Source organism: Streptomyces sp. NPDC038707 (genome assembly GCF_040636485.1).
In the GTDB taxonomy this organism is placed as follows: domain Bacteria; phylum Actinomycetota; class Actinomycetes; order Streptomycetales; family Streptomycetaceae; genus Streptomyces.
Genome location: NZ_JBEZUP010000039.1, coordinates 1 through 15,515, shown reverse-complemented (window position 1 = coordinate 15,515; position 15,515 = coordinate 1). Strand labels below are relative to the sequence as shown.

Here is a 15,515-nt window from a genome sequence, read left to right as displayed (position 1 = left end):
CGAGGCCTCTTGAATGGAGTGGCCGAACGCTCTACGTTGGCTGCACGTGTTATCCAGCGTAATGCTGAATTTGCGTAACGGATCATCGGCCGAGAGATTCCGAGACTAGCAAAGAGTACGGTCGGAGAGAGTCGGCGGTTTCCGCACAATCCCCTGTGACAACGACGCTAGGGTGAGAGTCGTCTATGGATGCTTATGCACGCGAGACCTACGACGTGGTGGGAATCGGGTTCGGCCCGTCCAACCTGTCGCTCGCCATTGCGCTGGAAGAACACGAGGCGAATGTTTCGGCCCGTCCGATCAGCGTCGCGTTCTTCGAGCGGCAGCCGTCCTTCGGCTGGCACCGCAACATGCTGCTGCCCTCGGCCACCATGCAGATCTCTTTCCTGAAGGACCTGGCCACCTTCCGCAATCCGGTGTCGCGGTACAGCTTCATCTCCTACCTGCACACATCGGGCAGGCTGGTCCAGTTCGTCAACAACCAGACCTTCTTCCCGACGCGTCAGGAATTCCACCAGTATCTCGAATGGGCGGAGTCGAACTTCAGCGACCGGATCTCCTACGGCTCGGAGGTCACCGCGATCCGGCTGGCACCGGACTCCGGTCCGGCGGAGCCGGCCCACCTCAGGGTGGAGGTCCGGGACCGCGCCGGAGGCGGCCGCAGGACGGTCGGCGCCCGCAACGTGGTCATCTCGACGGGGCTGGTGCCGCGCATGCCGGCCGGGGTGGAGCGCGACGACCGGGTGTGGCACAGCTCGGAGTTCCTGGAGAAGTACGGCCGGACCGATCCGCACGATCTGAAGAAGGTCGCGGTCGTCGGGGCCGGACAGAGCGCGGCCGAGGTGACCAGGTTCCTGCACGACGCCTTGCCGCACGCACAGGTCTACGCGGTCATCCCGTCGTACGGGTACTCCGTCGCGGACGACACGCCCTTCGCCAACCAGGTGTTCGACCCCGGTGCAGTGGACCAGTACTACTTCGGCACCGAGCAGACGCGCGAGGCGTTCTGGCGCTACCACAAGAACACCAACTACTCGGTGGTCGACGACGAGATCATCAGGGACCTGCACCGGCGCTCCTACGACGAGGACGTGCGCAACGACAGGCGGCTGCACTTCCTCAACCTGACCCGGGTGGGCGAGGTGCAGCGGATCGGCAGCGAGCTGCGCGTCGGTCTGCGCTCGCTGCTCGACAGCGAGCCCCAGCCGCTGGACGTGGACGCGCTCGTCTTCGCCACCGGGTACGACGCGATGCAGCCGACCGGGCTGCTGCGCGACCTCGACCCCTACTGCCTGCGCGACGAGGCGGGCCGGTACCGGGCGGAACGCGACTACCGGCTCGTCACCGAGCCGGGGCTGCCGTGCGGGATCTACCTCCAGGGCGGCACCGAGCACACCCACGGCCTGACGTCGTCGCTGCTGTCCAACCTCGCCGTGCGCAGCGGGGAGATCGCCGACTCCATCGTCCGCAGGCGCGCCGGGCTGGACCTCGTACCGGCGGCGCCCCTCGGCACGGCCACCCGGACCGGCTGACCGGCCCGTGCGCGCGCCCGCTGTCCCGCCGACGGGACGGCGGACCCGCGGTGCGCGACGCGCAATACCCAGGCCCTGTCGTCAGACTCCCGCCTGCCTCGCGACGCCATGCACACACTCTCGCCGCACCGGGCCCGGACCCGAGCACGCCCAGTACGAGGGTCAGGACCCGGCCACGTGACCACGCCCAGGGGGCAGCGATGAGCAAGGAACCAAGGACGTCCGAGGCGGGCCGGGACCCGCACCGCCTCTGGGGCGGTGAGGCCGAGACGCGGTGCCTGCTCGCCGCGTTCGCCGACACCGCGCGAACGCGGGCGGACACCGTCGCGGTGCGGGACGGCGCGGACGAGCTGACCTACGGCAGGCTCGCGACCTGGGCCGCCGGGATCGCCGAGGTCCTGGTCCGGCACGGCGTACGCCCGGGCGACCGGGTGGCCGTCACGGGACCCCGCGGCGCCCCGGTCGTCGCGGCGATGCTGGCCGCGGTGAGCGTGGGAGCGGCCTACGTGCCCCTCGACGCCGCCTACCCGGTCAGACGGCTGGAGCACATGGCCGCCGACAGCCGGGCCCGCCTGCTGCTGTACAGCGGTGCCGAACCCGCCTTCGACCCGGGGACGCCCGCGGTCCGCGTCCCCGCGGCACCGGACCTGGCCGACGACGCGGCGGCCGACGCGCTGACCCGGCTGCCCTGCCGGCCCGACCTGCCCGTGTACGTCATCTACACGTCCGGCTCCACCGGCCTGCCCAAGGGGGTCGCCCTGCCGCACCGCTGCGTCGACAACATGGCGGCGTGGCAGTGGCGGCACTCGGTACGGCCCGACCTGCGCACGGCCCAGTTCACGCCGCTCAACTTCGACGTGTGGTTCCAGGAGGTGCTCGGGACGCTGTGCGGCGGCGGGACGCTCGTCGTCATGCCCGAACTCCTGCGACGCGACCCCATCGCCCTCCTGGACTGGCTCGCCGACCACCGCATCGAGCGTCTCTTCCTGCCGTACGTCGCCCTGCACATGGTCGCCGTGGCCGCCGAGGCCGCGGACACGCTGGAGCGGCTCGCCCTCGTGGAGGTGAACACCGCGGGCGAGCAACTCGTGTGCACCCCGGCCGTGCGGGAACTGTTCCGCCGGCTGCCCGGCTGCCGGCTGAACAACCACTACGGGCAGAGCGAGTCCGCGATGGTGACGGTGCACACGCTCACGGGCCCCAGCGACGAGTGGCCCGCCCTCCCCCCGATCGGGCTCCCGCTGCCGGGCTGCGAGATCCTGGTCGCCCCGACCCGGCCCGAGGAGCCGTCGGTGGGCGAACTGCTGGTCGCGGGCGCGCCGGTGTCGGTCGGCTACCTGAACCAGCCCGCGCTCAACGCCGAGCGGTACATCACCCTGGACGAACCGACCCCGTACGGCCACCACCGCCTCTTCCGGACCGGGGACCTGGTGCGCGTCGACGGCGGCACCGTGCACCTGCTGAGCCGGCTCGACCACGAGGTGAAGATCCGCGGGGTCCGGGTGAACCCCCTCGAGGTGGACGCCTGCCTGCTGGAGCAGCCGGGCGTGGTGGAGGCGGTCACCGTGGCGGTGGAGGCCGTCCAGGGCTCACGCCAGCTGCGCACCGCCGTCACATCGGACGTGGCCGCGGACGAGTTCGACGGCGACCGGGTGCTCAAGGCACTCGCCGAGCTGCTGCCCGAGCGGTCCCTGCCGGTGTCGATCACCGTGCTGCCGGAACTGCCGCGCACCCCCAGCGGAAAGGTCGACCGGGACGCCATCGCCGCCGTGCTCGCGCCGTCGTGACGCCCGCCCGCCACCCGGCCGGCGGGGACGTCCGTCCCCGGAGAAGTGCACACAACCGTATCGACCCGAACAGGGGTGCCCCATGGAAGACAACGAGTACAGCACACCGACCGAGCGGCGGCTCGCGGAGATCTGGGCCGAGGTGCTGCGGCTGGACAAGGTCAAGCGCGACCAGGACTTCTTCGAGATCGGCGGGGACAGCCTGCTCGCCACCACGGTGGTCCTGAAGGCGTGCCGGGCCTGGCAGGTCAAGTTCACGGTCCGGGTCCTGCTGGACGCACCGGTCCTCGCCGACCTGGCCGCGCGCATCGACCGCCTGGTGGCCGGGCAGGGACGGCCGCCCGCGCGGGAAAGCGCGTGAACAAGGCCGGAGCGTGCCTGTGGGAGGTGCGGCAGGCGACGCCCGACACCGCACCGGAGACGCTGCTCCTGCTGCCCCACGCCGGCGGCTCGGCACAGAACTACGCCGGGTGGGCGCACTGGTTCCCCGACGGCCCGCGCATCCTCGCGGCCCAGTACCCCGGCCGGGCCTCACGCGCCCGCGAGCCCGCGCAGGCGGACCTCCACCGCATCGTCGACGAACTCCTCGACGCGCTGGACGATCACGAAGGACCGCTGCACGTCTTCGGCCACAGCATGGGCGCCTACATCGGGTTCGAGCTGTGCTGGCGGCGGCAGTCGGCGGGACGCCCGCCCGCCGTCCTCTTCGCCTCGGGTGCCGTCCCCCCGCACCGGCTCCAGCCGTACCCGGCGCCCGGTGTGGAGATATCGGACGAGCACCTGCTGGAACTGATGGACATCTGCAACGGAATCCCGCAGAGCCTTCTCGATTCCCCGGATCTCATGGTGCTGGCCCTGGAAACGCTGCGGGCCGACCTGGAACTCGTCAACAACTACGCGTACGGCGCGCCCGGGCGCAGGCTGCGCATTCCGATCGTGGCGTTCGGCGGTGACCGTGACGCACTGGTCCCGGGCGCCGAGATCGACCGCTGGCGCGAGCTGGGCGCGGCGGAGTGCGCCACGCATCTCATGGCGGGCGAGCACTTCTACTACCACGGCGACACGGCCGCCTTCTCGGCCGTCCTGTCCACGTATCTCGCGCGCGTTCACAGCGAGCAGAAGGAATAGGAGACCGCGAGCATGTCCAGTCCCGAATCCGCCGTCGCAACCGATGCCCGGACCGCCGTACCGGAACGCAGAAAGATCGTTCTGGTGGAACTTCCCACCTACGAGAACATCCTGCCGCTGGCTTCCGGGTACATCCAGGCGTACGCGCAGGACGACCCGGCCGTCGGCGCGGCCCACACCTTCGAGATCGTGTCCTACCCGATCTCCGAGGACCGGCACCGGATGGTCCGGGAGCTCGCCGCCAAGGACGCGCACCTCTACACGTTCAGCTGCTACATCTGGAACATGAAGCTGGTCCGCTGGGTACTGGCGGAGCTGCGCGCCCTGCGCCCCGACGCGCACTACCTGCTGGGCGGGCCGCAGGTGATGAACCACGCGGCGACGTACCTCGACGAAGGCGCCGAGAACGTCTACGTGTGCAACGGCGAGGGGGAGCGTACGTCCCTGGAGCTGATCCGGCAGCTCGCCTCGGACACCCCCGACCTGCGGCAGGTCCCCGGGCTCAGCTTCCGGTCCGGGGGCGAGCTGGTCACCACCGCGCCGGCACCCAGGATCCAGAACCTGATGGACATCCCGTCGCCGTTCCTCAACGGCGTCTTCGAGGGCCACGAGTTCAGTTTCGCCATCATGGAGACCAACCGCGGCTGCCCGTTCCGCTGCACCTTCTGCTACTGGGGCGCGGCCACCAACTCCAAGGTCAACAAGTTCGAAGAGGACCGCATCAAGGCCGAACTCAAGTGGATCAGCGAGCACCAGTACTCGGCGCTGATGATCGCCGACGCCAACTGGGGCCTGTCACCCCGCGATGTCACGCTGAGCGAGTACATCGTCCAGTGCAGCGAGGAGAACGGCTACCCGCTGATCATCCACATGGCCGCCGCCAAGAACCGCCCCGAGCGCATGGCGGAGATCACCGAGATCTTCGTGCGCGGCGGACTGATGGTCAGCCAGCCCATCTCGCTGCAGACCATGAACGAATCCACGCTGGAGATGGTGGACCGCAAGAACATCCGGGAGGAGACCTACATCGGACTGCAGCGGCTGCTGCGCGAGAAGCGCATCAGCTCGTACGTGGAGATGATCTGGCCGCTGCCCGGTGAGACCCTGGAGTCGTTCAAGGACGGACTGACCCGGCTCTGCCGCTCCTACGCGGACACCATCATCGTCTACCCGCAGCTGTTCCTGCACAACACGCCCATGTACGGGCAGCGGGAGGCCCTCGGCATCGTGACCGCCGAGGTGCCCAGCGACGTCTCCGAGGCCGAGGTGGTGCTCGGCACCAAGTGGGTGACCGAGGACGACTGCCGCGACGGCTACTGGGTCAACCACGCGCTCTACACGCTGTACAACATGCGGGCCCTGTTCGTGCTCTCCGGATACCTCGACACGGCGGGGATCGTCTCCTACGGCGAGCTGTTCTCCCAGGTGTCCCGCTACTTCCGCACCAGGACCGACACGGAAGTGGGCCGGTTCCTCGTGCAGCAGACGCAGGACCTCGCCAACTACGACCTGCTGAACACCGGCAAGACCGCCCACATGATCCTCAGCTCGCACCGCGACGAGTTCGACCGGCTGCTGGCCGACTTCGTCACCGCCCAGGACTGGTGGGCCGACCCGATGGCCCGCCAGGCGTTCGAGATGGACCTCCTCACGCGGGCCTACATCTACCGGGAACCGGTGCGCACTCCGGACTACGCGTTCACCGAGATCGTCCTGCGCGACCAGCCGCACCCGCAGGGCTTCGCGGCCGAGGTGTCGGCGGAGCTGCTGCGCCTGCTGGTGGGACGGGAGATGCTGCAGGCCGACGACACGGGAGCGGAGCGGGTCACCCTGCACATCGACCACCGCGGCCGGCAGAAGATGCCGTACATGCCGCAGCGCAGCCTGGAGCACAACGCCAACTACTGCCACGGCATGGTGCTGCGCTCACGGGAGATCCTGCCCACCATCCAGGTGGCATCGGCGGAGGCCCTTGTCCCCGTCGCGTGAGCCGGGGCGCCTCAGCGGGCCGGCCGCCGCCCCGGCGCCGGCCGAACCCCATCACCACCGTGAGGAGTACACGTGGCTCTGACCAGGAACCGGGCGGGGAACCACGGCCCGGCCGCACACCACGCGGACCTGCTGGCCCGGGGCAGCGAGGAGCTCCGCAACGAGGACCCCGCACTGTCCTTCCTGCTCGACCGCGAGGTGTCGTACCAGAACGACACCCTGCAACTCGTCGCCCACGCGAGCCTGGCCGCGCCCTCGGTGCTGTCCGCCGCGGGGTCCGCGCTCGCCAACACCACCGCCGAGGGCTACCCGGGCGCCCGCTACCACCCGGGGGCCGCGCAGTTCGACGACGTGGAGCGGCTGGCGGTGGAGCGCGCCAAGACGGCGTTCGGCGCGCGCTACGCCAACGTCCAGCCGCACTCGTGCTCGTCGGCCAACCTGGCCGTCATCTTCGCGCTGCTCTCCCCGGGCGACACCATCCTGAGCCTGGACCTGGACTCGGGCGGCCACCTCACCCACGGCGCCCGGGCGTCGGTCACGGGACGCTACTTCGACGTGGTGCACTACGGCCTGGACCGGGACGGGTACATCGACGAGAGCGCCGTCGCCAGGCTCGCCGAGAAGCACCGGCCCCGGCTGGTCATCGTCGGCGCCAGCGCCTACCCCCGGACACCCGACTACGCGCGGTTCCGTACGATCAGCGACTCCGTCGGGGCGTATCTGCTCGCCGACATCTCGCACATCGCGGGACTCGTGGCCGCGGGCGTGCACCCCAGCCCGATCGACCTGGCCCACCTCACCACGGCCAGTACCTACAAGCAGCTCGGGGGGCCGCGCGGCGGGCTCATCCTCAGCGGCGAGGAATTCGAGCGGCCGGGCCCCGACGGCACGCCCCTCGCCAAGCTGATGCAGCGCGGTGTGTTCCCCCAGTCGCAGGGCACCCCCAACCCGGTCGGCATCGCCGCGAAGGCCCGGGCACTGGCCCTCGTGGCGCAGCCGGAGTTCACCGAGACCGCCCGCACCATCGCGGCGGACGCGGCGGCGCTGGCCGTCGCCCTGGACAAGCGGGGATGGCCGGTGCTGACGGGCGGCACCGACAACCACATGGTGCTGCTGGACACCTACCGGCGCGGCATCACCGGTGCGGTCGCCGAATCCGCCCTGGAGAGCTGCGGCATCCTCGCCAACCGCAACCGGATCCCCGGGGACCGCAAGCCCGCCCTGGTCACCAGCGGCCTGCGGCTGGGCACCAACATCGCCGCCCAGCGGGGCATGCGGGAGGAGGACATGGAGACCTGCGCCGACCTGCTCGACCGGGTCCTCGGCGCGGTGGAGCCCGCCGGAGACCGGGACTACGTCCTGGCACCGCGGACCCGCGCGGAGATCCGCGAGCGGGTCGCCGAGGTCTGCGGGCGCTTCCCCACGCTCTACCAGGACGCCTCGCTCCTCGTCTGAGACGGGCCCTAGCGGGCGGGGAGACGGAACGGGAGCGGCCCCGGTGACCACGGTCACCGGGGCCGCTCCGCGTCCCCGTCCGCGGGGCGGCAGGCGTCACGCCTGCCGCCCGGGCATCCTGCGCAGACGGGGACGGTCCTTGGCGGGTGCCGTGTCGAGCCGGCCGGCGAGCTTCGCGACCGTCGGGTACCGGTAGATCAGCCGTATCGACGCCTTGACGCCGAGCGTCCTGTGCAGCCGGCCGACGATCTTGGCGGCCAGCAGCGAATTGACGCCGAGGGCGAGGAAGTTGTCGTCGATCCCCACCCGGTCCGCGCCGGTCAGCTCGGCCAGCATCGCGCAGAGCGCCTCCTCCCGCGGGGTGCGCCCCGCCCGGTACGCGACGCCGGCGGCCTCGGCCCCCGGGTCGGGCAGGGCGTCGCGGTCCACGGTCCCCTCCGCCGTCACCGGCGGCTCGGCCACCGTCACCACGACCGGGGGCACCATGTGGTCCGGCAGCCGCCGGGCCACGAACTCGCGCAGCTCGCCGGGCGTCGCGCCGCCGTCGCCCGGCAGGGGCACGACATAGCCGACGAGCCGGTCGTCACCGCCGGTCTCCGCGGGCCCGTACGCGACGACCACCGCCCGCGCCACCCCGGGATGCGCGGCCAGGACGCGCTCGACGTCGCCCGTGCGGACCGGGCGGCCGCGCACCGTCGCCGGGGCGTCGGCGGGCCCCGCGTACTCCAGCAGTCCGTCGGCGTTCCACCGGGCCAGGTCGCCGGTGCGGTACATCCGGGCGCCGGGCGGGCCGCAGGGGTCGGCGACGAACCGCCGTGCCGTCAGAGCGGGGTCGTCCGGGTAGCCGTGCGCCACCGCTCCCGCCACGTACAGCTCCCCCGTCATGCCCACGGGGAGGGGCCGCAGCGCGGGGCTCAGCACATGGCACCGTACGCCGCCGAGCGGGGCGCCGAGCACGGGGCCGCCGGCGCCGGTCCCGTCCGCGGGGGCGGCGGACACGGTGGCGCCGGCCGTTTCGGCGGGCCCGTACACACCGACGACCCGCGCCCCCGGCATCGCCTCGCGGACGCGCCGCACGAAAGGACCGGACAGCGCGTCCCCGGTGAACACCACCGTGCCCGCCTCGAACGTGCCCGGGGCGCGGTCCAGCACTCCGGCGAAGAGCGGCGCGGCCGTGCTGATCACCTCCCCCTTCCAGCCGCCTCGCCGGCCGAGCGCCCCGAGGTCGTCGGCCAACTCGACGCCGGCGCCCGCGCACAGCGCGGCGAGGATCTCGAAGGCGGCCGCGTCCGGGTGCGGCGAGGCGGCCAGCATCCGCGTCCCCCGGGTCAGGCCCGCGCCGGACGCGAAGCGCAGCACGCCCTCCGCGAGCGCGCCGTGCCCGACCGCCGCGCCGGCCGTGCCGGCCCGGGATCCGGGCGGACGACGCAGGCACGCCAGGTGCCCGTCCCGCGGGGGCCGGAGGTGCCCCCCGCCGAACCGATCGGCTCGGTCCCCGTCCGTCGGAGTGCCGATGTCCGGCAGAGCATCGATGCCCGTCCGAGTGTCGACGTCCGTCAGGGTGTCGACGTCCGTCAGGGTGAGCGTTCGCGACGCCCTGGGCTCCGCTTCCCGGCCGGCACCGCCGGTGCCGGCCGGCACGTACGCGGCGCCGGACATCAGCGTCCCGAGCAGCGCCACCGCCAGCTGCGCGGAGCGCGGCACCGCGAGCGCGACCAGCGACTCGGGGCCGATGCCCTCGCCGGCCAGCGCGCGGGCCAGCCGCTCGGCCCGGGCCCGAAGCTCTCCGTACGTCGTCGTGTGCCCGCCACCGACCACGGCGACCGCGTCCGGCCGGGCCGCCGTCTGCCGCTCGAACAGCTCGGGCACGGTGCCGCCGGGGTGCGCGACCGCCCTCGTGATGTCATCCGGCCGGTCCGGGTACTCCCGGCGTTCGGTGTCCAGCAGCAGCTCCACCGCGGCCAGCCGCCCGCCGGGTGCCGAGGCCAGCTGGTCCATGACCGAACGGAACCGGGCCATGAGGGCACCGGCCGTCTCCTCGTCGTACACGCCCCGGTGGTACTGCAAGGCCAACCGGTCCGGTTCCACGAACAGGGCCAGCGGATAGTTCACGGTTCCCAGTGAATCGACGCCGGTGACCTCGACCCCGGCCGCCGCGCCCGTCCCGGCGCCGGCGCGGCCCGCCGGGTACGACTGGAACACCACCAGCGTGTCGAACAGCGCGTCCAGTCCGGTGGCCCGGTGGATCTCGGCCAGCCCGAGGTGGTGATGGTCCAGCAGCGCGGTCTGCCGGTCCCGCAGCCCGGTCAGCAGCCCGGCCGCCGTCTCGCCCGGCGCGCAACGCACGCGCACCGGGACGGTGTTGATGAACAGCCCGACCATCGACTCCACGTCCCGCAGCGCGCCGGGCCGCCCGGAGACGGTGGCGCCGAACACGACGTCCGTGCGGCCGGTCAGCGCGGAGAGCAGCACCGCCCACGCCCCCTGCACCAACGAGTTGACCGTCACACCCAGCCGGGCGCAGGACCCGGCCAGGCGCCGCACCTGCGCCGACGACAGCGGCACGGCGATCTCACCCACCCCCGCGGCCGCATCCGGCGCCGCCCCGGGCGGGGTCACCAGGGTGGGCCCGTCCAGCCCGGCCAGTTCCTCGGACCAGGCCCGGGCGCTCTCCTCGTGGTCGCGCCGCGACAGCCACACCAGGAAGTCCCGGAAGCCGCGCACCGGTTCCAGCGCCGACGCGTCCCCGCCGGCGGCGTACAGCCGGAGCAGGTCCCGCGCGAGCACCTGCTCCGACCAGCCGTCGATGAGCGCGTGGTGCGCGGTGAGGACCAGGTCGGCGCGGTCGGGACCCAGCCGCACCAAAGCCATCCGCAGCAGCGGCGGGGTGGCCGGGTCGAAACGCACGGCCCGGTCCGCGGCGAGGAACCGCCGCAGCGCCACAGCCCGCTCTCCTTCCGCCGCCCCGCCGAGGTCGAACTCCCGCCACGGCAGCTCCACGCCGTCCACCACGACCTGCGCCACGTTGTCGGCGGCGTCCGGGACGAAGGCCACGCGCAGACTGGCGTACCGCTCCAGCAGGGCCTGGCCGGCCGCGCGCAGCCGGGCGGCGTCGACCCGGCCGGACAGGTGGTAGACCGTCTGCACCAGGTACGTGTCGTCGCCGGTGTCGTTGCGCATCGACTCGACCAGCATCCCCGACTGCATCGGCGTCAGCGGCCATACGTCCGACAGCCCGGGCAGGCGCCGCCGCCACGCCTCGACATCGGCCCGGTCCGCGGCCGGCAGCGGCCCGGGGGCGTCCTCGGAGCCGTCCCCGGCCGTGTCCGTGCCGGTCGCGAGCGGGGCGAGCGCGGCGACGGTCCGGTGCTCGAGCACCTGCCGGGCGGTGATCTCCCACCCCCGGGACCGGGCCCGCGTCACCACCTGGACGGCGCGCACGCTGTCACCACCCACCGTCAGGAAGTCGTCGTCCACCCCGACCCGCTCCCGGCCCAGCACCTCCGCGACGACCTCGGCGAGCAACCGTTCCGCCGCCGACCGCGGCGCCCGGTAGGGGGCGCCGGTGAAGTCGGGTTCGGGCAGGTGCGCGCGGTCCAGCTTGCCGTTCGGGGTGAGCGGCAGCTCGTCGAGCGTCACGAACGCCCGCGGCACCATGTACTCCGGCAGCCGCCCGGCCACAACGGCGCGCAGCTCTCCTTCGGCCACCCGGCCCGGCCCGACGGGAACGACGTAGGCGATCAGGCGCCCGTCGCGGGCCGCCACCACCGTCTCCCGCACGCCGGGATGCGCGCGCACGGCGGCCTCGACCTCCCCGAGCTCCACCCGCAGCCCGTTGATCTTGACCTGGAAGTCCATCCGGCCCAGCAGCTCGATCAGACCGTCCTCGCCGAACCGGGCCAGGTCCCCCGTGCGGTACAGGCGCTCGCCCCGTACCTCGCCGTACGACCAGTCCACGAACCGCTCCGCGGTGTGCTCGGGCCGGCCGAGGTAGCCGCGGGCGAGACCGATCCCCGCGAGATACAGCTCGCCCGGCACACCGGGCGGCACCGGCCGGCGCGCCTCGTCGAGGATGTACGCGCGCTGGTTGGCCATCGGGCGGCCGTACGGGATGCTCGCCCAGCCGGGGTCGACCGCGCCGACCTCGTAGACGGTCGAGTGGATGGATGCCTCGGTGGCCCCGCCCATGACGATGAAACGCAGCCCCGGCGCGAACGCCCGCACCCGGTCGGGCAGCGTCACCGGCACCCAGTCGCCGCCGAGCATCGCGAGCCGCAGACCGGGCAGTTCCCGGACACCGGACTGCTCCAGATGGTCGGTCAGCAGACCCAGCAGGGCCGGGGCGGAGTTCCACACCGTGACACCGTGGCCGGTGAGCAGATCCGTCCAGTGGGCGGGATCCTTGGCGCGCTCCGCCTCGGGGACCACCACGGTGCCGCCCGCGAGGGTCATGCCGAGGAACTCGTAGACGGACATGTCGAAGCTCGGCGAGGACAGCGCGAGCACCGCGTCCCCCGGGCCCACCCCGAACCGGCCGTTGAGGTCCGCGAGGTTGTTCATGACCCCGCGGTGACGCAGGGCGATCGGCTTGGGCGCACCGGTGGAGCCGGAGGTGTGGATGACATAGCACAGGTTGTCGGGCCCCGCGGTGCCGTCCGGGGCGTGCCCGGGCCGGGCGGCGAGCACACCGGCGTCCCGGTCGAGCAGCAGCGACGGGATCCCGGCGCCCGCCGCGGGCAGGTTGGCGGTCAGCGCCCGACGGCTGATCATCAGGGCGCAGGAGGTCCCGTCGACCATCGCGGCGATCCGCTCCGCCGGATAGTCCGGGTCGATCGGCACATAGGCGCCACCGGCCTTCAGGATGCCGAGCACGGCCACCAGCAGGGCGGGCGAGCGGTCGAGGCACAGCCCGACCCGCACGTCCGGGCCGACCCCGAGCGCCCGCAGGTGGTGGGCGACGCGGTTGGCGGCCGTGTCGATCCGGCCGTAGCTCCACCGTTCGGCGCCGTGTACGACGGCGATGGCGTCGGGGGCGCGGCGCGCACGGTCCTCGAACGCCTCGTGCAGACAGGTGCCGTGCGGCAGATCGGCCTCGGTCCTGTTCCACTCCACGAGCATGCGCCGCTGCTGCGCGTCGGTCAGCAGCCGCAGCCGGCCCACCGGACGGTCCGGGAACCGGGTCGCGTCCTCGACCAGCGTCCCATAGTGTGCGAGCAGCCGCGCGGCCGTGGCGCGGTCGAACAGGGCGGCGTCGTAGTGGAGTTCCAGGGACCGGCGTCCGCGGCTCTCGGACCCCACGACCAGCAGGAGTTCGTACGGTGACGTCCCGTCACCGCCCGGCGCCGCACCGGGGCCCGCGAAGCGCACGCCGACCGGCGGGGCCCCGCCGGTATCCGTGGATTCCGCGCTGTCCGCCACCTCGCGCAGCGTCGACCCGCCGGTGACGACGAGACGGGTCCGCTCGGTGCGGCCGGCCCGGTCCGTCCGGTCGACGACGACGCGCTCGTGACCGGTGCAGCGGTGCAGCAGCGCCGCGAAAGCGGCGAGGAGCAGGTCCTCCCGGCGGGCGCCGGAAGCCGCGGTCTCGCCCGCGGGTCCGGCGCGCTCCACCGCGGGGCGCCGGGGCGGCAGCCCCGGCCCCCGCGGTCGGTCCGTCGGCATCAGCACCGGCGCGACCTCCGGTTCCGAGGTGTCCCGGCAGGGGGCACGGTTCACTTTCCTGCTCCTCTCACGAACGGAACACACGCCAGTGGGCCGACGTCGACCGGATCGCGCTCTTCGATATACCGGGAGATCCCCTGGAAGACGGCGCGGGAAAGGACGTCCGCTATGGATACGCAGATCGTTATACCGTAGTGTTCGACAGCGGCCAATGGAGGGTGTGACCCCGGCCCATAACGTGTCCCGTCGACAGGACGGCCCCGCACCGGAACCGAAGCCGAAAATACCGGGCGGAACAATTCTGTTTTCCTGATACAGCAGCGGATATCGAACGGGTCTCGGGGTGAATTCCCGAAGTGACTCGCCCGCGAAGATTTGAGCAGGGGAGTAGAGACGAAATGATCCCGTTGTCGTTTGCGCAGCGTCGCCTGTGGTTCCTGTACCGGTTCGAGGGTCCGTCCGCGACGTACAACATTCCCGTGGCGCTCCGGTTCGCGGGCCCGCTGGATGTGAATGCGTTGGTGACGGCCGTACGGGATGTACTGGTGCGGCACGAGAGCCTGCGGACGGTGTTCGTGGAGGAGGCCGGCGGCGAGGCGTTCCAGCGGGTGATACCGGCCGGCGAACTGGCCTTCGGCATACCGATCGCCGACGTGGCGCCGGACGACCTGCCCGAAGCGGTGGCCCGGGCGGCGGGCCACCGCTTCGACCTGTCCGCCGAGGCACCGGTCCGCGCGGAGCTCCTGCGCTGCGGCGCCGAGGAGCACGTACTCGCGCTGACCCTGCACCACAGCGCCGCCGACGGCGAGTCCATGGGACCCCTCGTGCGGGACCTGTCGACCGCCTACGCCGCGCGGCTGGCGGGCCGCGAGCCGGCCTGGGACGAACTGCCGGTCCAGTACGCCGACTACACCCTCTGGCAGCGGGAAGTACTGGGCGACGAGAACGACCCCGAGAGCGAACTGTCGGCGCAACTCGCCTACTGGACACAGGAACTGGCAGGAGCGCCACAGCCCCTGAACCTGCCTGCCGACCGGCCCCGGCCGCCCGTCCCCACCCACGACGGCGGCCTGGTGGAGTTCGGCGTCGAGCCCGCGGACTGGGCCGCCGTGCAGGAGCTGGCCCGGGCCCATGACGCGTCGGCGCCGATGGTGCTCCAGGCGGTGCTCGCCGTGCTGCTGGGCCGGCTGGGCTGCGGTGAGGACATCTCCATCGGGTCCCCGATCGCCGGGCGCACCGACGAGGAACTGGCCGATCTGGTCGGCTTCTTCGTCAACACCTGGGTGCTGCGCGTCGACCTGTCGGGAAACCCGACGTTCCGCGAGGTGCTGGGCCGGGTGCGGAGCAAGGCCCTGGCCGCCTACGACCACCAGGACGCACCCTTCGACCTGCTCGTCGAGGCCCTGAACCCGGAACGGTCCAGCGCCTACCACCCGCTGTTCCAGGTGATGTTCGCCTGGCAGGACACCTCCCGCATCCCCTTCGAACTGCCCGGCGTACGGGCCGAACTGGAGCCGGTACCCACCCACACCGCCAAGTTCGACCTGGACTTCAGTTTCGGCCTGGACGCCTCCGGCCACGGCCTGTCCGCCACCCTCGAGTACGCGACGGATCTGTTCGACCGGGGCAGTGTGGAGGCTCTGGTGGGCCGGTTCGTTCGGGTGTTGCGTCAGGTGGTGGCGGATCCGGGGTGTCGTGTGGGTGGGGTGGAGGTGCTGGGGGCCGGTGAGCGTGCGTGGTTGGTGCGGGGGGTGAATGAGACGGGTGTGCCGGTGCCGGGGGTGTCGTTGGCGGCTCTGGTGGAGGAGCGGGTGGCGGTGGATCCGGGGGCGGTGGCGGTGGTGTGCGGGGATGTGGTGTTGTCGTACGGGGAGTTGAACGCTCGGGCGAACCGTTTGGCGCGTGTGCTGGTGGGGCGTGGGGTGGGTCCGGAGTCGTTGGTGGGGTTGGCTCTGCCGCGTTC

8 protein-coding genes are annotated in these 15,515 nt (G+C 72.4%); 7 read left to right on the top strand and 1 reads right to left on the bottom strand.

Going from position 1 to position 15,515, the window contains the following annotated elements; translation table 11 throughout:
* Window positions 1-185: 185 nt before the first annotated feature.
* From AB0E62_RS33860 to AB0E62_RS33835, 6 genes are all read left to right on the top strand, one after another.
* A complete protein-coding gene (locus AB0E62_RS33860) occupies window positions 186-1,532 on the top strand; it encodes a lysine N(6)-hydroxylase/L-ornithine N(5)-oxygenase family protein (protein WP_362202737.1) in 1,347 nt (448 codons plus the stop codon).
* Window positions 1,533-1,732: 200 nt separating this feature from the next.
* Entirely contained in the window at window positions 1,733-3,319 is a 1,587-nt protein-coding gene (locus AB0E62_RS33855) for an AMP-binding protein (protein ID WP_362202734.1), read from the top strand.
* 82 nt (window positions 3,320-3,401) lie between these two features.
* Complete coding sequence (locus AB0E62_RS33850) at window positions 3,402-3,680, top strand: phosphopantetheine-binding protein (protein ID WP_362202731.1); 279 nt, start codon at window positions 3,402-3,404, stop codon at window positions 3,678-3,680.
* Window positions 3,677-4,447 (top strand): alpha/beta fold hydrolase, encoded by a 771-nt coding sequence (locus AB0E62_RS33845; RefSeq protein ID WP_362202728.1) that lies wholly within the window; start codon window positions 3,677-3,679, stop codon window positions 4,445-4,447. The genes AB0E62_RS33850 and AB0E62_RS33845 overlap by 4 nt, the downstream gene beginning before the upstream one ends.
* 12 nt (window positions 4,448-4,459) lie before the next feature.
* A complete protein-coding gene (locus tag AB0E62_RS33840) occupies window positions 4,460-6,436 on the top strand; it encodes a radical SAM protein (protein WP_362202725.1) in 1,977 nt (658 codons plus the stop codon).
* A gap of 72 nt (window positions 6,437-6,508) precedes the next feature.
* Window positions 6,509-7,891, top strand: coding sequence for a serine hydroxymethyltransferase (locus AB0E62_RS33835; RefSeq protein WP_362202722.1), 1,383 nt, complete (start codon window positions 6,509-6,511; stop codon window positions 7,889-7,891).
* A 96-nt stretch (window positions 7,892-7,987) separates the two neighbouring features.
* Here the strand turns inward: AB0E62_RS33835 and AB0E62_RS33830 are convergent, their stop codons facing one another.
* Window positions 7,988-13,606, bottom strand: a complete 5,619-nt coding sequence (locus tag AB0E62_RS33830) for an amino acid adenylation domain-containing protein (RefSeq protein ID WP_362202719.1) — start codon at window positions 13,604-13,606, stop codon at window positions 7,988-7,990.
* A 344-nt stretch (window positions 13,607-13,950) separates the two neighbouring features.
* Here AB0E62_RS33830 and AB0E62_RS33825 point away from each other — a divergent pair.
* Window positions 13,951-15,515, top strand: a 1,565-nt coding sequence (locus AB0E62_RS33825) for a condensation domain-containing protein (RefSeq protein WP_362202716.1), incomplete at its 3' end; no start/stop codon positions are given.